The following is a 17,832-nucleotide window of genomic DNA, read 5'->3' on the forward strand; positions in this document are numbered from 1 at the left end:
CATTAATACATCCCATGATCTGTTTTCCTGTGGTAAATCCAGGCATGTTGCCATAAGTAATCGGCGGCACAAGCAAAGAAATAATAGGCTTTTTGTGAGCTAAAGCCGCTCCCAATTCAATTGAACAGTTCGGTCTGTTGAGAAAATTGGAACTAATTATAAAAACAACAATATCACAGTTTTTCAAACCCTCCAGCATATCCTCCGGGAAGTAAACATTGTTTGGAATCTGCATCGACGACTTGTCAGTATAGTAAACATCGTCATACTGAATGTAACATCCCAAGTTCATGAACTTTAGAAACCGATCACACAAAAATTTGTCTGCGGAAGCGTGGCTAAGGAATACCTTATGTTTTTTGCACATGTGCAAACATCATATAAACTTCGGTTTTTAACGTCAAGCCATTTAGCATATTGTATTCTAGTGCCTATACTATCTAAATGGATGGGTGTGGAAGATTGGATGTAAGAACGTTTGAAGAAGGTTGGGAAAATCGCACAGAATGAAGACGAGTCTGTCTACAAGAAGGTTCACGGTCTCTTCACCGTATGGGGTTCAAGAAAACTCAGGGGATGGCCTGCGTGCACCCCATGGCGATGGATGAATGTTTTCCTTCAACGTGATGAAAGGACTTGTATGGCATAGTCGTATTAAGAGGGTCGTCATGCTACCGATGCTCTCCCGGCCTTGTGCTGTTCATCGTTGGTGGGTGTAATCCGGCGTCGATCGATTGCCGAATATCGAAAGGAAAACAGTATTATATTATCTTTGTTTTATGTTGAATTCGCAAGGTTCTTCCGGTTTGCTCGGAAATGAGAAGCAGCATTTCGTCATTCTTGACGGGTTGCGCGGGGTGGCTGCCGTTATGGTCGTCTGGTTTCATATTTTTGAAGCGTTTGCGACCAGCCATCTGGATCAGAGGATCAATCACGGTTATCTGGCGGTGGACTTTTTCTTCATGCTGTCCGGTTTTGTGATCGGCTACGCCTATGACGACCGCTGGAAGACGATGAAGACGGGCGAGTTCATGAAGCGCCGCTTGATCCGCCTGCATCCGATGGTGGTGATGGGTGCGCTGATCGGTGCGGTGATGTTTTATTTTCAAGGCTGTTCCGTTTGGGATGTGACGCAGATTACGGTTGTTTCGCTGCTGATCGCCACGTTCGCCAATATGCTGCTGCTTCCGGCGACGACCGGGACGGAGGTGCGGGGCGTGGGTGAGATGTATCCGCTGAATGGGCCGAGCTGGTCGCTGTTTTTCGAGTATATCGGCAATATTCTGTATGCCCTGTTTATCCGGAGGCTTTCGACGCGTTGGCTGACGGTGCTGGTGGTGGCTGCCGGGTGCGGTTTGGCTTCGTTCGGTATGTGGTGGGGGCCGACGGGCGATATTTGCGTGGGCTTTTCGATGAGGGAGTCGGAGATGATGGGCGGTTCCCTGCGCCTGCTGTATTCTTTCTCGGCAGGGCTTTTGCTGTTCCGCGTTTTCAAGCCGATGCATGTCAAGGGTTCGTTCTGGATTTGCGGTCTGGCGCTCGCCGTTCTGCTGGCCGTTCCCCGTTTGGGCGGGGAGGAGGCTTTCTGGATGAACGGTGCGTATGAGACGGTTTGTTTCGCGTTGATTTTCCCGCTGCTGATCATTCTCGGGGCTTCGGGCAGGATTACCGATCCGGTGACCGATAAGGTGTGCCGGTTTTTGGGACAGATTTCCTATCCGTTGTATATGGTGCATTATCCGTTCATCTATTTGTATTTCGCGTGGGTGAAGAATGAGAATCTTTCGTTCGAGGAGTCGCTGCCCGGTGCCTTGGCCGTGGTGGTCGGAAGTATTCTGCTGGCCTACGCCTGCCTGAAGTGGTATGACGAGCCGGTGCGGAGGTTCTTGACGAGGAGGTTTGCCTCCAGGAAGAGTTGACCGGGTGTTTTTGATCTGCATCGCCCCTATTTGTGCGGGCGGTGCATTTTGCGGAGAGGTGCTGTCGGGACGATGCGAGTTTAGTTTGCATCGTCCTTTTGCCGTTTTGTTCCGGAGGATGACAAGGAGTTGGTTTGCGCTTCGTTCATGGCCGATTATGATGAGAAGATGATGAAAACAACGATGCCGATGCTGTTGGCTTGTTTATGGGCTGTGCCGATGGTTGGTGCGGCAGATGAGGCTGCCGGGAAAGCGCCTGAGAAGCAGGCGCAGTCCATTCAGGCCGGAGTGCACGGCGATCCCTTGAAGGATTTGCATGATTTCAAGGGGATCGAGTGTTACAAGGTTAAGGTGGGCGGCGAAGTGCGGTATTATCTGCTTTCCGGTACGAATAGGAATAAGTCCGTGCAGGAGATTGTGCAGCGTCCCGGCTATTATACGGATTTTCGTCTGATGCTGTCTTTTTCCCGGGCTCTGAAGGGGATGCCGTTGCCTTTTCTGATGGGGCCGGCTAACGCTTTCAGTTCAGGAGACCTCAAGGAGGATACGGCGATGCCTGTCAAAGTGCTTTCTTTTACCGATGAGGAGAGGCAGGTGCACCGGAAGATGGGTGCGAGCGGGGCTGGGGTGTGATGCCCGGTGCGCGTTAAGGGGCCTGTTTGTTTGGGGCTGAGTTTCCGGGTTGTGTGGCGGGTTTGGCTTTGCTGTATTGTTTCAGTAGGCCGGAGGACCATGAAATGGCATCCGGATAGCGGCAGGCCGGGGTGGTGGTGAGGTAGGAGCCGAGTTTTCCGGCGAGAGGGGAAGCTTCTCCGATGTGCGAGGAGTAGAGGTCGTTCGTTTCGCTGTTGTCGCGGGCAATGTCGTAGAGCTGCGGCGCACGGTCGGGAACGAGGATGTATTTGTCGTCGCCGTCGAGGATGGCCGAGGTGTAGTCCGTGCACCAGTAGAGGGTGCGTTTTTCGCGGTTGTCCTGCATGGGAAGGAGCCGCAGGAGGTCGGTTCCGTCGAGCTTTTCGGGTTGGGTAATGCCATTGGCGGCGAGCATCATGGGGAGGATGTCGACGGTGGAGACGACTTGTCCGCAGGTGCTGCCGGGTTTCAGCTGTGCATTGGCCGGGTAGCGGACGATGAAGGGGACGCGGACGCCGCCTTCGTAGTGGAGGCGTTTTTCCCCTTTCAGAGGGGCGTTGCAGGCGGGGCTGTCCGGTGCGCCGCCGTTGTCGGAGAGGAAGATGACGATGGTGTCGTTTGCCTTGCCGGTTTCATCGAGAGCGGCGAGGATATTGCCGACGGCCCTATCCAGTGCGTAGACCATGGCGCAGTAGGTGCGCCTGTCGCCCGGGCGGATGTGTTTGAATTGTTCAAGGTCTGCGGGGGTGGCTTGAAGCGGCCAGTGCGGTGCATTGAATGCGGCGTACAGGAAGAAGGGTTTGTCGCTGTGCTGCTGCGAGCGGATGAAGCGGACGCTTTCGCGGGCAATGTCGTCGGTGAGGTAGGTGATTTTGGTGTCCGCCCCGGTGTTGGTTTGGATTTGCGAGGGGTTGAGGCCCGCGATTTCGGGTTTGCGCTCGAAATAGTGGCGGGAGCCGCCGAGGAATCCCCACCAAGTGTCGAATCCCCGGTCGGTGGGTGTGTATCCTTCGGTGTGGCCGAGGTGCCATTTGCCGATGGCTGCGCTGGCGTAGCCTTTGCTTTTGAGGTAGGCGGGAAGGCAGGTTTCTGTTTGCGGCAGTCCGTAATGGGATTCCGGCAGGTAGTCGATTTGCGTGTTGGGGTTGGTGGTGATGCCGTAGCGTTTCGGGAATTTGCCGGTGAGCAGGCCCATGCGGGAAGGGGCGCACATGGGAGCGGTGACGTAGGCGCGGGTGCAGATGACGCCCTGCCGGGCGAGGCTGTCGATGTGGGGCGTGGGGATCTGGAGAGATCCGGTGCAGCCGAGGTCGCCGTATCCGAGGTCATCCGCAATGATGACGACGAGGTTGGGACGGGTGGATTCGGCTGGTTCAGTTTGTCCGGTTGCGTGGTTCCACGCCAGAGTGGAGAGGATGAAGCAAGCGAGTTTTTTCCACATCATGTTTAATAATACGTATGATGTGAAGGGGTTCTTTCATCCGATCGCGTTTTTGGCGATGGGCAGTTCGATGGTGAAGGCGGTTTCCTTGCCGGGGGTGCTGGTGGCGCCGATGGTGCCGTGGTGCGCTTCGACGGCGCGGCGGACGATGGAGAGGCCGAGTCCTGTGCCTTTGATGGGGCCGGATTGCTGGACGCGGTAGAAGCGGTTGAAGATGTAGGGGAGGTGCTCGGCGGGGATGCCGATGCCGTCGTCGATGACGCGGATGATGTGTTTGCCGTTTGCGTCGCGTGCTTCGAGGCGGAGACGGAGGCCCGGGGCGGGGTTTTGCTTGAGGGCGTTTTCCATCAGGTTGAAGAGTACCTGGGTCCAGTAGAATTTGTCTCCCGAGAGGATGTAGGGTTTCGGGGAGATGTCGATGGAGATGGTGGCACCGTTGTGGTTGCCGAGGCTTTCGAGGCGAAGGGCGACATCTTCCGCGATCTCGCAGAGGTCGAAGGTTTCGTTTTGGAGGTATCCGGTTTCCGGCGTTTCGAGGCGGGAGATGACGAGCATGTCTTCAACGAGGCGAACGATGCGCTGGGTGTGTTTCATCATGAGGTCGAGGACGTGGTTGCGGGTGGCGGGGTCGTTGCCCATTTCTTCGTCTTCGAGGAGGTTTTCGAGGTAGCCGCGGATGATGGTGAGGGGGGTGCGGAGTTCATGTGAGGCGTTGGCGACGAAGTCGCGGCGCATGATTTGGGTGCGGTGTTCTCCGGTGACGTCGTGGAAGACGATGCCGATGTGGTTTTCTCCGTTGTTGAGGGGGGTGGAGATGATTTGGTAGTTGCGCGTTTCCGGGACGGGGCTTTTGGCGGTGGTCTGGATGTCGACGGTTTCCATCCAGGGTTCGGCAGCGTTGGCGGCGTGTTCGAGGACGTTGCGGAAGGCGGATGCTTCGAGGACGCGCAGGAGGTTCATCGGTTTTTTTTCGTCGATGCCGAGGAGGGCCCCGGCGAGGGCGTTGGCCATGATGAGCCTGCCGGACGGGCGCATGATGAGGAAGGGTACGCCGAGGGCCTCGAGGAAGAGGGCTTTGTCCTGCTGGAGGCGGCGTTCGGTTTCCTTGTCCCGAAGCCGCAGGTGGTGCAGTTCGAGTTTGGCGCGTTCGAGTTCCTCCTTCATCCGCCGCAGGCGCATGCGGTTGAAGCTGTATGGGATGAGGAAGGCGATGAGGATGAACCCCGTTGTGAGACCCCAGGATACCATGGTGTTGTGGAGGAAGGTTAGGGTGCGGGATGCCCGCGCACCGATTGTAGCCTGTTTTCTGCGGAAATGCGATGAAAAAGGTATCGGCGCGCGAGGCGGCGGTTTGAGGAAGATCAGCCTTCGAGGAGGTCTTTCTGATCTTTCATCAGGCTGTATGAGCGGCGGATCATGGAGCGCGTTTCGTTCAGAAGGTTGAGGTACAGGATGCTGTTTCGCGCCTGGCTTTCGTCTTCGGTTCCGCGCAGGAGGTGGTGGCGGATGCTGTCGGCGAATTCTTCACTGAGGTCGGTGGCTTCTTCGAGGGCTTTTTCAAGTCCGGCGTAGTTGCTGGCGCGGAGCATGCCACAGAGTTCCGGGTAGAATTTGGCGACGTGTTCGGTGAGGGCGAGGAGTTCCTGCGCCTGTTCGTGGTCGAGTCCGGCGTGGTTGTTGTCGATGTGGCTGAAGCTGGCCTGGACGATGATGTTGAGGGATTCGACGGTGGCCTGCATGCTTTCGGTGACGCGGAAGAGGAGCTGGCCGCGGTCGACGAGGTCGGGCGAGATGTGCCGGAGGCTCGGGATGATTTCGAAGTTTTTCCTGTCGCGCAGTTCTTTGCCGATTTCCTTGGTTTCCTTGCGGAATTTCTTGAGTTGCTTGCGGTTTTCGGTAATGAGGGCGTCGATGGAGCCTTTGTAGATTCCGAGGACGCGGCCGAGGAGCTCGGCGGAGCCGATGCCGATGCTGCGGAGGGTGTTGTCGTTGCCGAGGTTGAGTTCTTCCACCTGTTTCTTATGCTTGTTTTTGTGCATGATGGCAGATTTGATGAGCAGGGCTGCGACAATGCCGACCATGAGGACGATGCCTCCGAAGCCTCCGGCCATGAGGACCATGGCGCAGATGAAGGCAGCGGTGCAGGCCGCAAAGGCGGTGAAGAACCAGCCCGCGATGACGGTCATGACGCCGGTGATGCGGTAGACGGCGCTATCGCGTCCCCATGCGCGGTCGGCGAGGGAGGAACCCATGGCGACCATGAAGGTGACGTAGGTGGTGGAAAGCGGGAGTTTGAGCGAGGTGGCGAGGGAGATGAGGAGGGCTGCAATGGTGAGGTTGACGGAGGCGCGGATGAGGTCGAAGGCCTGTCCGTTGTCTTCGGACGCGGGGAGGGGCTCAAAGCGTTTGCCGATGAAGCGGGCGATGGGAGCCGGGGTGATGCGGGTGAGGCCCTGTGCGAATTTGAGGGTGTAGCGCACGAGCATGCGGGCGGGCGGTGCGGAGCCGAAGCGTTCCATGCCGCCGTTTTTGCGGGCGAGGTTGACTTCGGTGTCGGTGACGGTGCGTGCTTTTTTGGAGAACATGAGCGCGCCTACCATGATGAGGCCAGCAACGATGAGGTAGCGCCAGTCGGCGACGACGGGTTTGGCGAGGTCGCCCATGTAGAGGTCGGAGAGGTTGCCTCCGGCGGCGACGTGCGCCTGGGCGATTTCATAGGAGGATTGCCCGGCCATGAAGACGCCGATGAAGTTGACGAGGTCGTTGCCCGCGAAGGCGAGGGCGAGTGCCATGGTGCCCGCGAGGACGATGAATTTGAGGATGTTGACGCGGCCGAGGTGCTGCAGGATGAACATCAGGACGGTCCAGCCGGCGAAGGAGGCGAGGAGGCAGTAGTGAAGGTGGGTGTCGAGGTATTTGACGGTTTCCTTGTCGAGGATGGTGCTGCCCTTGAGTCCCTTGAAGATGGCGAAGTAGGTGATGGCAGTGAGGGCGAGGCCGCACCAAATGGCACCGATGTATTTGTAGGTTTTCTGGTAGCGGAAGCTGAAGATGAGGCGCGATATCCACATGATGACGATGCCGCAGGTGAAGGCGACGCCGACTGAAGCGAAGATGCCGGTGACGATGGCTAGCGCTTTTGAGGAGTTGATATAGTCGCTGAGGTTCTGCACGACGTTGTCTCCCATGGTGCACATGTTGTACACGGCGACGGCGACGGCTGCACCGAGGAGTTCGAAGACGAGGGAGACGGTGGTGGATGTGGGCAGGCCGAAGGTGTTGAAGAGGTCCAGCAGGATGACGTCCGTCAGCATCACGGCGAGGAAGAGCAGCATGATGTCGTGGAAGTTGAACTGCGCGGGGACGAAGACGCCGCTTCGGGCGATTTCCATCATGCCGCTGGAGAAGGAGGAGCCGATGACGACACCCACAGCCGCAACGGCGATGATGACGCTGCGCGAGGCGGCGCGTGAGCCGACGGCGGAGTTGAGGAAGTTGGCGGCGTCGTTCGATACGCCGACTACGAGGTCGAAGCCTGCCAGGAGGAGCAGGATGCCGAGGATGACGATGTAGATGGTGTCCATTCTAGTGTCTTGTTGTCTTGCAGGAGTTGCGTACTCCGATGTTGGGGGTATTATGTAGCACGCAAGCGTGTGACAAACGCCTTTTTCTTTGTGACGATTTCGTCACAAAGGGAGATTTCAGTTCTCCTTCTGTTTTATTGATGAGGCTGACAGCAAGGGTGTTGAGGCGTTTGGCATGCCATCGCGACGATGGTTGGCTATTCTTCCGGATAGCGGGAGGGCAGGCAGTCCCATTCGTCATGGGGTGCTCCATCGTAGGAGAAGGAACGGGTGGTCGGTGTTCCGTTTTTGCCTTGTGTGTGGAAGGTGACCGTGAAGTCGTTTGTTCCGAAAGAAAGCAGTTGCGGTCCCGGCTCCGGTGCATCGGTATGTTTGGTGCATATTGCGACGCAACGTTTGTGTTGCCATTTGCCGGTTTGATTCTTTTGGAAAAGATAGATGTCGTAGAGCGTGCTTCCGTCGGCTGCCCCGTGCCAGTGTACGATGGCGGAGTAGCGGTCGCCGGGAATGGGAAAGAGGTAGCAATCTTCCTGCAACCGGAGGGAGTTCCAATCCGTCTGCCATGTGAAGATTCTTTGGCGAGGGCTGTCGGGTGAGTATGGCCGGACGTGGAAGGAAGGGTGTTCTTCATGTTTGTCCAGCCAGTTGCGGATGCGGTCGATCGTTTGTTCTCCGCGGCGGTTTGGGAGAAGGCAAATAGGGAATTCGCGATGAAGAATGTCGAGGATGGCTTGTTTGTTGGCACGATTTGCCAGCGGGTAGGCATCCAGAAGAGTATGGAAAAGGGTCAGTGCATCTTCGGTTGCAAGGGGGAGGTGTTGGCGTGTGTTCAGGTAGATGGAGCTGTCGATGGCGAGCAGCCATGCCAGCTGGTTCGTTTGGTTGGTGGTGATGAGATGGCGAACGACGAGGGCGGTCGAGATTGTTTTCCAAGCGGGGTGCGACCGCGAACGGGAGGGGTGTTCGAGGCTGAACCGCCAGTTTTCGACGACTCGTTCTTTTTCAATATCTGCGGGAGGACGAGCGATTCCGTCGCTTGATGAAATGAAGAGTCCAAGGATGGCAACCGCTGTCACAAGCTGATCAGAGATCCATGGTGAGGGAGACGGGGCAGTGGTCGGAGCCCGTGATTTCAGGGTGGATGGCGGCTTTTTCGAGCGCCGGGAGGAGCTGCTGCGAGATGCAGAAGTAGTCGATGCGCCAGCCGATGTTTTTGGCGCGTGCGCCTGCACGGAAGGACCACCATGAGTAGGCATCCCTTGTGTCGGGGTTGAGGTGGCGCCATGTGTCGATGAAGCCGGAGCCGAGCAGGGTGGTGAAGTCGGCGCGTTCTTCGTCGGAGAATCCGGCGGAGAAGTGGTTGGTTTTGGGGCGGGCGATGTCGATTTCTTCGTGGGCAACGTTGAGGTCGCCGCAGAAGATGACGGGTTTTGTTTTGGCGAGGTCGCAGACGTATTGCCGGAAGGCTTCGTTCCATTCGCGGCGGTAGGGGAGGCGTGCGAGTTCGTTCTGCGAGTTGGGGGTGTAGCAGTTGACGAGGTGGAAGGCGTCGAATTCCATGGTGCAGACGCGGCCTTCGCTGTCGTGGTCGCTGTGGCCGATGCCGAGGGAGGTGGAGAGGGGGGCTTTTTTTGAGAGGATGAGGACTCCGGAGTAGCCGGGTTTGTCGGCGGGGTTCCAGAGCTGGTGGGGCCATGCGGCGAGCCAGAGGTCGGCAACCTGTTCGGGGCGAGCCTTGATTTCCTGTAGGCAGAGGATGTCGGGCGCGAGGTTGTCTATGGATTCGGCGAGTCCTTTGCCGAGGGTGGCGCGGAGGCCGTTGACGTTCCAGGAGACGATGTTCATGGCTGTGCGTGTGTGGGGGGAGGCACGGATGCAGCGGGGCTACATGGCGTGCAGGGTGATTTTGTGTTTTTTGCAGAGTTCGGCGACCCGGTTTTCCTGCAGGAGGATGGTGTTATGGGCTTCGATGACGATTTGTTCTACTCCGGCTTCGATGCAGGTGAGGAGGGTGTGTTCGCCGACGCAGGGGATGTCGAAGCGCATGTCATGCGAGGGTTTGGAGACTTTGGCGAGGGTGACGTGTTTGCCCCTGCCGAGGGCTGCGCCCCGTTTGATGCATTCGTTGGTGCCTTCGTAGCCTTCGACGGCGAGGACGGTGCCGTGGCGGACGATGACGCTTTGTCCGATGTCGAGACGGCTGACTTCCTTGGCGATGGAGATGCCGTAGGCGGCGTCTTCGAGCTGGCGTTTGTCGGGCTGCGGTCCTGCGATGTGGCCGGACTGCGGGATGTGGTCGTCCATGTAGGTGTTGGCCGGGAGGACGGTGATGCCTTCGCGGGCGGCTTCATCCGCGACCATGCCGAAGATGGTTTCGGCGTTGCGCCGTTTGAGGCGGGAGAGGAGGATGAGGGCGCGGAGGTCGGGCCGGAGGTTGAAGAGGTTTTTCGGGGCGATCTGCCCGGTCATGACGCATTCCCTGACACCGTTTTTGAGGAGGAAGCGGAGGGGTTTGACGAGCTGGCCGACGCGGAACCATTCGAAGGAGTCGCAGAGTTCCGCGAGGGTTTCGCCGGTTTCCCCCCGGAATCCTACGCCGCAGATGGTGAGGCCGGGCTGCATGCGGCGTGCCGCACGGATGAGGGTTTCGGGGTAGGCACCGCTTCCTGCGACGATGCCGAGGATGGTTCTCTGTTCGCTCATGGGTTACATGTACTCGGGGCGCTGCAGGAAGTCGGCGACGCGTTGCATGAGGCGGCCGATGTCGCCGCCGTCCACGACGCGGTGGTCGAAGGTGGTGACGATGTTGGCTTTGGCGACGGGGATGAAGGCTTCGACCTCATCGCTCCAGACGGGTGTTTTGGAGACGGCGCCGACGCCAAGGATGAGGCTTTCGCTGGGCAGGGGCATGGGGGATGCGAAGGTGAGGCCGAAGCCGCCGAAGTTGGTGACGGTGGCGATGCCTCCCTGCTGCGCTTCGGGTTTGAGGCGGCGGCTGCGGGCCTGCGAGACGAGGTTGTTGTATTCGTCGATGAGTTCGTCGAGGGTGTATTCGTTGACGCGGCGCATGACGGGTACCATGACGCCGTCCGCCACCTGTACGGCGACGCCGATGTCGATGGTTTTCGGCGAGAGGATGCGGCCTCCGACGAGGTAGCCGGCGGCTTCCGGATGTTCTGCGATGGCAAGCGCGAGGGCGCGGACGAAGTAGAGGGTGATGCCGGGTTTGTGCGGATGGTTTTTGCGGTGGGTCAGGATGGGGTCCATGTAGATGGGGCGTCCTGCCGAGGCAAGGGGGCGTGTCCAGCTGCGGCGCATGGAGTCCGCTACGGAGCGGCGCATCATGGAGGCGGGGCGGGAGGGCCATTCGTCGACGTACTGGATGAATTGCTCAAGGTCTTCGATGGTGACGCGGCCTCCGGCTCCGGAGCCGACGATGGCGGCGATGTCCGATGCGCTGATGCCGAGTTCGTCCATGCGGGCCTTCATGCGGGGGGAGAGGTAGTGCGCTCCCTTGAGGCCGACAGGTACGGGCAATCCGCGGACGCTGGGCTGTACTTTGAGGGAGGAGTTTTCGATGTATTCTCCCTGTGTTTTGAAGTGGACGACGTCTCCGGAGGTTTCGTTCGAGGCGGTTTGCTGCGGGACGGATTCCGGGCTGGTGGGTAGGGTGGGGGAGGCTCCGTCCGCGCCGAGGGGGGAGGAGCCCGTGCGTTCGATTTCTTCTTCCGTGGCTTCGATGAGGGCCATGTTGGCGCCGACGACGACGTTGTCGCCTTCCTTGATGAGGATTTCGGCGACGGTGCCTCCGCAGGGGGTGGTGACGCCCATGGTGGCCTTGTTGGTTTCGACCTCGAAGATTTCTTCGTCGGCGGAGACCGTGGCTCCCGGTTCGACGAGGAGTCTCAGCACGGTGGCTTCGGCGATGGATTCGCCCAGCTGGGGCATGAGGATTGGTACTTTGGGCATGGCTTTAGAGCGTGAGCAGGTGGCGGATGGCGGAGGTGATGGATTCCATGGTGGGCCGGTGCGCCTTCCACAGGTTCGGATGGTGGGGGATGGGGGTGTCTTTGGCGGTGAGGCGCTGAGGCGGGGCGTCGAGGAGGTGGAAGCCGTCCGCAACGACGCGGGAGATGACTTCGGCCGTGACTCCTCCCCAGGGGAAGTCTTCCGCGACGACGAGGAGTCTTCCCGTGCGGGCGACGGAGGCGATGATGGTGTCGGTGTCGAGGGGTTTGACGCTGCGGAGGTCGACGACTTCGATGTCGAAGCCGCTGTCCTGCATGAATTCGTCTGCGGCGCGGACGGATTCGGGGACCATGGCTCCGTAGGCGACGACGGTGGCATGTTTGCCGGGCCGGGCGATGCGAGCCTGGCCGATGGGAAGGGGGGCTTCATCGAGGAAGCTTTCCGCCTTGAGCCAGCGGTAGAGGAACTTGTGTTCCATGAAGACGACGGGATCCGGGATGGCGACGGCCTGTTTGAGCATCCAGTAGGCGTCCGCGACGGTGGCGGGGGTGAGGACGTGCAGGCCCGGGTAGTGGGCGAAGAGGGTTTCCAGATTCTGGCTGTGGAAGGGGCCGCCTCCGGGGGTGCCGCCGCAGGGCATGCGGAGGGTGATGTTGATGGGGATGCCGGTGCGGTAGTAGTGCGAGGCGGCGTTGTTGACGAACTGGTTCAGCGCGATGGTGCCGAAGTCGGAGAACTGCATTTCGATGATCGGCTTTTTGCCTTGCAGGGCTGCGCCGATGCCTGCGCCGACCATGGCGTCTTCACTGATGGGGGCGTCGAGGACGCGATCAGGGAAGAGGTTTTTGAGGCCTTTGGTGGCTTTGAAGGCGCCGCCGAAGTGGCCGATGTCCTGCCCGTAGATGAAGACGTCGGGGTCTTCGGAGAGGAGGTCTTCCTGAGCTTGCCGGATGGCGTCGATGTAGGTGGCACTCATGTGTTGAAGGGGTTAGTAGGCGGGTTCCCACGAGGTGGCCGACCAGTCGCTGTAGGGGTCGGGTTCGGGTTCGCGCTGCGCCAGTGCGACGGCGGTTTGGACTTCGTCGGCGCATTCCTGCCGGATGCGTTCGATTTCTTCTTCGGTGATCCAGCCGAGCTGGAGGAGCTGGCGGGCGGCGACATCGAGGCAGTCTTTCGCGGCGTAGGCATCCTTGAGTTCCTGCGGGATGTAGGAGGCATCATCGTGTTCGCCGTGGCCGCACATGCGAAGGGTGTTCGCCAGTACCCACTGGGGGCCTTCGCCCCGGCGTGCGGCATCGATGGCCTGTTTCATGGTTTTCAGGGTTGCCATGAAGTCGGTGCCGTCCGTTTCATGTACGGCCATGCCGTAGCCGCGTCCGCGGTCGAGGAGGCTGGCGCAGGCGAATTGCCGGATGTTCGGCGTGGAGTAGGCGAACTGGTTGTTGGTGACGACGAGGACGAGAGGGAGGTGTTCGACGGCGGCGAGGTTGGCCGCTTCGTGCAGGGCTCCGGTGGAGGTGGTGCCGTCTCCCACGCAGGCGACACCGACGGCTCCGGGCACTTCGCCGTTCAGCCGTTTGGCGATGAGTCCTCCCGCGACGACGGCGACGCCGCTGCCGAGGTGGCTGATGGGGACGATGTAGCCTTCTTTGGGCTGGCCGCGGTGGACGTTGCCGTCGCGGCCGCGCATGTAGCCGAGAGCGGAGCCGAAGTAGGAGCGCGCGCCTTCGATGATGGGTTCGCCCCAGGCGATGCGTCCGGCCTGTTCGCGGATGAAGGAGAAGTAGATGTCTTTGCCGGGGGTCAGAAAGACGCCTTCCGAAGCGGCGATGGCTTCATGGCCCCTGCCGAGGAAGACGCCGCCCATGATTTTTCCTGCCTTGTAGAGGGCGGAGATTTTGCTGTCGAACGTGCGGGCCAGTACCATGGCGCGGTAGGCGCGCAGGGCCGGCTCCTTCAGTTCCGCATGGGTTTCACTGGTATCGGTCACGCTGGTATATTACACTCGGCGGGCTTGTTGTGCAATGCGTTTTTATGGAATATTCTTGACGGGCGGCCCTCTTCGTGTTTAGCTTGGGCGGCGCTACCGTATGGTTTTTGCGCCTGTTGCGTATGAAGGATTGTATGGAACTGTACACGCGGGCCGCTCTGAACGAAGGCGGTATTTCGAAGGAGCAGGCGTTTGAGTTGCTGGAGATGCCCGAGAAGGAGCTGTTCGCTTCCGCGACGGCGATTCGCGAGCGTTTTTTCGGCAATAAGGTTGAGATTTGCTATATTATCAATGCGAAGAGCGGCAACTGCGGGATGAACTGCAAGTTCTGTTCGCAGAGCGGGCACAATTCCGCCGATGTGGAGACGTACCCCCTTCTCAGCCAGGAGAAGCTGGAGGAGATTGTGGACGGCTGGGCCGAGTATCCCGTGCATCGCTGCGGGCTGGTGACGAGCGGAGGCGCGTTGAGCGACGATGATGTGGAATCCCTGGCAAAGTTCGTGGAGTCCCGCGCCGGGAAGAAGGGCGCGCAGATGTGCGGTTCTCTCGGCCGCCTGAAGCACGATGCGCTGCATCGCCTCAAGGAAGCGGGGATGACTCGCCTGCACCACAATCTTGAAGCCTGCGAGTCGTTTTATCCGAATGTGTGTACGACGCAGACGTGGCGCGACCGTCTCGATACGGTGCGGCAGGCTTTGGACAATGGGCTGGAGATTTGCTGCGGCGGTCTGTTCGGTCTCGGAGAGACGTGGTCGGATCGTTTCGATTTTGCCATGGAGCTGAAGCGCGAAGGTATTACGAATGTGCCTCTCAATTTCCTGTACCCGCATGCGGGCACTCCTTTGGGCAATCGCCCGGTGATGCCTGCCGAAGAGGCGTTGCGCATCATTGCTTTGTTCCGCCATTTGATGCCGGAAGCATCGCTGCGCATTTGCGGCGGTCGCGTGTCCGTGCTCAAGGAGCGGCAGTACGAGATGTTTGCCGCCGGGGCTTCCGCTTTCATGACGGGCAATTATCTGACGATTGCCGGGCAGGGTGTGGAGACGGATTTGGCGAAGCTGGCGGAGCTTGGGCTGGAAATCGCATGAACGCGCGATGTTCGTGCCTCACTTGACCGCAGTTTGATGCTTCGGAGGTGCCGGTTTGCCGAACGGCATCGCTTCGATGAATGTGCGTATCTGGGGAGTCGCGGCGGCTTTCCAGTATGTCCAGTTGTGCGCTCCGGGCGTAATCGTGAAGGTGTGCCGGATGCCTGCCTGCGTGAGTTTTTCGTCCAGCCGTTTGTTGTCCTGCAGGAAGAAGTCCTGATCGCCGCATGAGATGAGAATGTTCCGGTAAGTGTCCGGTTTCGTTTTTGGCAGGATGTGGAGGATGCACCCGTCTTCCCACCGCTTGGTGTTTTGCTCGTACGCGCCGAGGGAGTCGGCTATGTTGAATCCTTTGGGCCACGCGATGATGTTGACGCCTCCGCTGAGGCTTCCGATTTGAGCGAAGAGCTGGGGATGGCGCGTTCCGAGATAAAGGGCGCCGTGGCCGCCCATGCTGTTGCCCGTAATGGCGCGGCAGTCGCGCGTGGCGATCGTGCGGAAATTCTTGTCGATGTAAGGGACGATTTTCTGTACGATATGGGTTTCAAATTGGTTGGCGGGGTTGGTGTAGCTGTTAAAGTACCAGCTCTTTTGGCCGTCCGGGCACACGGCGATGAAGCCGAGTTCGTCCGCCAGTTGCGGAATGAGAGGGATGCGGGAGACCCAGTGCGTGTTGTTGTCTCCATGCCCGTGCAGGAAGTAGATGACGGGATACTTTTTTTCGCTTTTGCCGTAGTCGTCCGGCAGTACGATGGTGAGTGGGGCTTCCCGTTGCAGGGCTTTGCTGGGAATGGTGATGTTCCGTATTTCGGCGGCCTGGCCGGGGCAAAGGGAGGCAACCAGAGCGGGGATGATCAGAGAGAGGAAGGAGTGGTGACTCATGGCGGTATGGAAAGCAATAAACAGGCAGTGGTGAATCCAGTTGCCGTGTCGTCGTTATACTGTTCCAAGCATGGAGTGGTCAAGCGCAAAAAAAACCCGCCCGGTCTGAAGCCGGGCGGGGTTGAGAAGGAAGGATGAAGTGCGGAATCAGAAGCCGCGCGGATGGCGGACGTAGAAGCCGCGTCCCGTGCGCCCCGTGGCATACCAGCGGGGGCCTACGCCGCTGCCGGAGCCGGTGGTGTCGAAGCGCAGTCCGGCGATGTAGAGGAAGACGTGGCCGTTTTTCATGTAGACGGAGACCCAGTCGCCCGGGCCGGGGGAGCCGTAGTTCAGGAAGCCGCCGGACGGGCGGACTTTGTCGAGGAGGCCGGCTTCACGCAGGACGAAGGAGGTGCTGCCGGAGCAATCATAGCCCGAGTCATGGTGTTTTTTGTGTCCTCCGCCCATGCGATAGGGTTTTCCGACGAGGGAGTTGGCTGCGGCGATGGCTCGTTTGACGGAAAGGGGAGCATTGCGCGGAGCGATGGCTTTGCCGTTGCGGAGAAGGATGGCCGTACGTCCGGCCTTGAAGTGGTATGCCGGTGTCTGGGACGGTGCGCTGTATTGCTGTTGTTGCTGGCAAGCGGTGAAGAGAAAGGCCAGACAGGCAAAAACCGTCCATTGGAAGATAGTGCGGGCTAACATGCGCTTCTGATTATAGAGGTTCGATGCCCTGTGGCAAGCAAAAAAACATGCTTCACGTTGTGCGGGCAGTCTGGAGCCCTGTGCAATGGTTGTCTCGTGCGGAAATTTCGAGTGTCATAAATGACGTATTTTCTGTGAACGGGAAATATGTATGTTTGATGGGGCATCCGGTTGTATGCAGGATGTGGCGGATAAGCGGCCGGGGAACTCCGCCCTTGGAAGATGCCGGGAAAATAATCAATAAAACCTGATTATTGCGTCGTGCCGTACATTAGAATTCCTTGCGGCGGAATATCCATGTAGCCATGCATAAATGGAACAGGAAGTAGGCGCATGTGATGAGAGTCAGCGAGCCGATGAGGCCGGGCGAGATGGGGCGGCCGTTGATTCCGGCGTCGGAGATGGCGTAGATCTGGAAGTTGGGGACGATGGCTCCGAAGAAGTCCGTGGTGTTCTGGACGGTTTGGCTGACGCCGTCCTGCCCGTGGAGGGCGAAGCCGAAGAATTGCGATTGGAACGAGCCGACGATGTAGAAGCCGAAGGCAAAGATCATGCTCGTGAGCGTGCTGCTGGTGAAGCACGAGAAGAAGAGGGTGAGCGAGGTGAGGACGGCCCATTCCATGAACATGACAAGGAGGGATGCCTGAAGATCCCACGTGAGGCCAGCCTGCCGGATGCCTTCGAGGTAGGGTTGCATTTGGGCTTCCGTGAGCCCGGCTGCGTGCATGACTGCGCTTTGTTCGGTCAGCACGGTGGAGGTGCGGATTTCGAGAATGACGGAAAGAAGGGCATCCATGCAGAGCAGGGCGACGCCGAGGACGGAGAGGACTCCAAGGGCTTTCCCCAGCAGGTAGTCGAAGCGGGGGACGGGTTTGCAGAGGATGGTGTAGATGATGCGGTCTTCCGTGTCTTTCGGCAGGAGCAGGGAGGTGGCGGCGACGGCGAAGAGGAGGCCGAAGAGGCGCATGCCCCCGACGGCCGTGTTTTTCAGGAGTGCGAGTTCGTTCCGCCCGTAGGTCTCAGGGCCGAGTACGTCGTTGATGCGCAGGCTTTGCAGCAGGATGAGCGCGAGGGCGAAGACGGCGAGGAAGACGAAGACTTTCATGCGCACGAGCTGGACGAACGTTACGGACGCCAACGCGCCGATGCGCGACGGGGCGGCCAGAAGTCTGTTCAGCAGGGCGGGCATGATGTCAGTTTTGCCGTTTGGCGTTTTCGCCTTCTTCGATGAGTTTCCAGAAGTGTTTGGATTCACCCAGTTCCTGGTCTTCGGAGCTGAGGTTGGAGCGGTAGAGGAAGTCTTTCAGGGTGTTTTTGTGCAGCACGCGGTGGACGATGATGTTGCCGTCTTCGATCTGGAAGTAGAGGCGGTAGTCCTGTGTGCGGAAGCGGTAGATTTTTTCTCCGGCGCGTTCGACGCAGCCGTAGCGGGCATCCGCCTTGTTGTTCAGGATCTCTTCGGTGACCTGGAATTCGGCGAAAAGCTCCAGTTGTTCGAGTGTCGGTATCCGGGAAATTTCCGCCGCGCTGATTTCGTTGAAGATGATCTGATGCACAGGACCAATGTAAAGGATGGGGGATGGGAAATCAAGTGCGGATTTGGCCTGCGAGAGGAGGCGGTGCATTTTGCTGTTTTTCGTTG

Annotated in this window: 17 protein-coding genes; 3 read left to right on the forward strand and 14 right to left on the reverse strand. The window is 59.0% G+C overall.

Annotation, left to right across the window (positions count from 1 at the left end):
* On the reverse strand, positions 1 to 367 hold a 367-nt coding region (locus AC781_RS03450), incomplete at its 3' end, for a toll/interleukin-1 receptor domain-containing protein (protein WP_141675731.1).
* Positions 368 to 779: 412 nt separating this feature from the next.
* Between AC781_RS03450 and AC781_RS03455 the strand changes: the two genes are divergently transcribed.
* Complete coding sequence (locus AC781_RS03455; RefSeq protein ID WP_067773561.1) at positions 780 to 1,919, forward strand: acyltransferase family protein; 1,140 nt, start codon at positions 780 to 782, stop codon at positions 1,917 to 1,919.
* Between the two features lie 168 nt (positions 1,920 to 2,087).
* Positions 2,088 to 2,552: a hypothetical protein gene (locus AC781_RS03460; protein WP_141675732.1), complete on the forward strand. Its 465-nt coding sequence runs from the start codon at positions 2,088 to 2,090 to the stop codon at positions 2,550 to 2,552.
* A 13-nt stretch (positions 2,553 to 2,565) separates the two neighbouring features.
* Here the strand turns inward: AC781_RS03460 and AC781_RS03465 are convergent, their stop codons facing one another.
* The 9 genes from AC781_RS03465 to AC781_RS03505 form a co-directional block, all read right to left on the reverse strand.
* Entirely contained in the window at positions 2,566 to 3,996 is a 1,431-nt protein-coding gene (locus tag AC781_RS03465) for a sulfatase-like hydrolase/transferase (RefSeq protein ID WP_067773567.1), read from the reverse strand.
* Positions 3,997 to 4,029: 33 nt separating this feature from the next.
* On the reverse strand, positions 4,030 to 5,241 hold the full coding sequence (locus AC781_RS03470; protein WP_067773570.1) for a sensor histidine kinase: 1,212 nt from the start codon (positions 5,239 to 5,241) through the stop codon (positions 4,030 to 4,032).
* Positions 5,242 to 5,354: 113 nt separating this feature from the next.
* Positions 5,355 to 7,577, reverse strand: coding sequence for an inorganic phosphate transporter (locus AC781_RS03475; protein ID WP_067773573.1), 2,223 nt, complete (start codon positions 7,575 to 7,577; stop codon positions 5,355 to 5,357).
* Between the two features lie 197 nt (positions 7,578 to 7,774).
* Positions 7,775 to 8,653, reverse strand: coding sequence for a hypothetical protein (locus AC781_RS03480; RefSeq protein ID WP_067773576.1), 879 nt, complete (start codon positions 8,651 to 8,653; stop codon positions 7,775 to 7,777).
* 7 nt (positions 8,654 to 8,660) lie between these two features.
* Positions 8,661 to 9,422 carry an exodeoxyribonuclease III gene (locus tag AC781_RS03485; RefSeq protein WP_067773578.1) on the reverse strand — a complete coding sequence of 254 codons (762 nt, stop codon included), beginning with the start codon at positions 9,420 to 9,422 and terminating at the stop codon, positions 8,661 to 8,663.
* Positions 9,423 to 9,461: 39 nt separating this feature from the next.
* Entirely contained in the window at positions 9,462 to 10,280 is an 819-nt protein-coding gene (locus tag AC781_RS03490; protein ID WP_067773581.1) for an LpxI family protein, read from the reverse strand.
* A 3-nt stretch (positions 10,281 to 10,283) separates the two neighbouring features.
* Positions 10,284 to 11,546, reverse strand: a complete 1,263-nt coding sequence (locus AC781_RS03495; RefSeq protein WP_067773584.1) for a dihydrolipoamide acetyltransferase family protein — start codon at positions 11,544 to 11,546, stop codon at positions 10,284 to 10,286.
* Between the two features lie 4 nt (positions 11,547 to 11,550).
* Entirely contained in the window at positions 11,551 to 12,522 is a 972-nt protein-coding gene (locus AC781_RS03500) for an alpha-ketoacid dehydrogenase subunit beta (RefSeq protein ID WP_067773587.1), read from the reverse strand.
* Positions 12,523 to 12,534: 12 nt separating this feature from the next.
* Complete coding sequence (locus tag AC781_RS03505) at positions 12,535 to 13,536, reverse strand: thiamine pyrophosphate-dependent dehydrogenase E1 component subunit alpha (protein ID WP_245741068.1); 1,002 nt, start codon at positions 13,534 to 13,536, stop codon at positions 12,535 to 12,537.
* Between the two features lie 134 nt (positions 13,537 to 13,670).
* Here AC781_RS03505 and bioB point away from each other — a divergent pair, with 134 nt between their 5' ends.
* On the forward strand, positions 13,671 to 14,624 hold the full coding sequence (gene bioB, locus AC781_RS03510; protein WP_067773706.1) for a biotin synthase BioB: 954 nt from the start codon (positions 13,671 to 13,673) through the stop codon (positions 14,622 to 14,624).
* An 18-nt stretch (positions 14,625 to 14,642) separates the two neighbouring features.
* Here bioB and AC781_RS03515 read toward each other — a convergent pair whose 3' ends face one another.
* From AC781_RS03515 to AC781_RS03530, 4 genes are all read right to left on the reverse strand, one after another.
* The gene (locus AC781_RS03515; protein ID WP_067773591.1) at positions 14,643 to 15,506 is read right to left on the reverse strand and encodes an alpha/beta hydrolase; all 864 of its coding nucleotides are present in this window, start codon (positions 15,504 to 15,506) and stop codon (positions 14,643 to 14,645) included.
* Between the two features lie 147 nt (positions 15,507 to 15,653).
* Positions 15,654 to 16,190 carry an NlpC/P60 family protein gene (locus tag AC781_RS03520; RefSeq protein WP_067773594.1) on the reverse strand — a complete coding sequence of 179 codons (537 nt, stop codon included), beginning with the start codon at positions 16,188 to 16,190 and terminating at the stop codon, positions 15,654 to 15,656.
* A gap of 271 nt (positions 16,191 to 16,461) precedes the next feature.
* Positions 16,462 to 17,379: an ABC transporter permease gene (locus tag AC781_RS03525; RefSeq protein ID WP_067773597.1), complete on the reverse strand. Its 918-nt coding sequence runs from the start codon at positions 17,377 to 17,379 to the stop codon at positions 16,462 to 16,464.
* Between the two features lie 4 nt (positions 17,380 to 17,383).
* Positions 17,384 to 17,815: a type II toxin-antitoxin system RelE/ParE family toxin gene (locus AC781_RS03530; protein WP_245741066.1), complete on the reverse strand. Its 432-nt coding sequence runs from the start codon at positions 17,813 to 17,815 to the stop codon at positions 17,384 to 17,386.
* Positions 17,816 to 17,832 lie beyond the last annotated feature (17 nt).

Origin of the sequence: Neoakkermansia glycaniphila, assembly GCF_001683795.1 — a bacterium.
In the GTDB taxonomy this organism is placed as follows: domain Bacteria; phylum Verrucomicrobiota; class Verrucomicrobiia; order Verrucomicrobiales; family Akkermansiaceae; genus Akkermansia; species Akkermansia glycaniphila.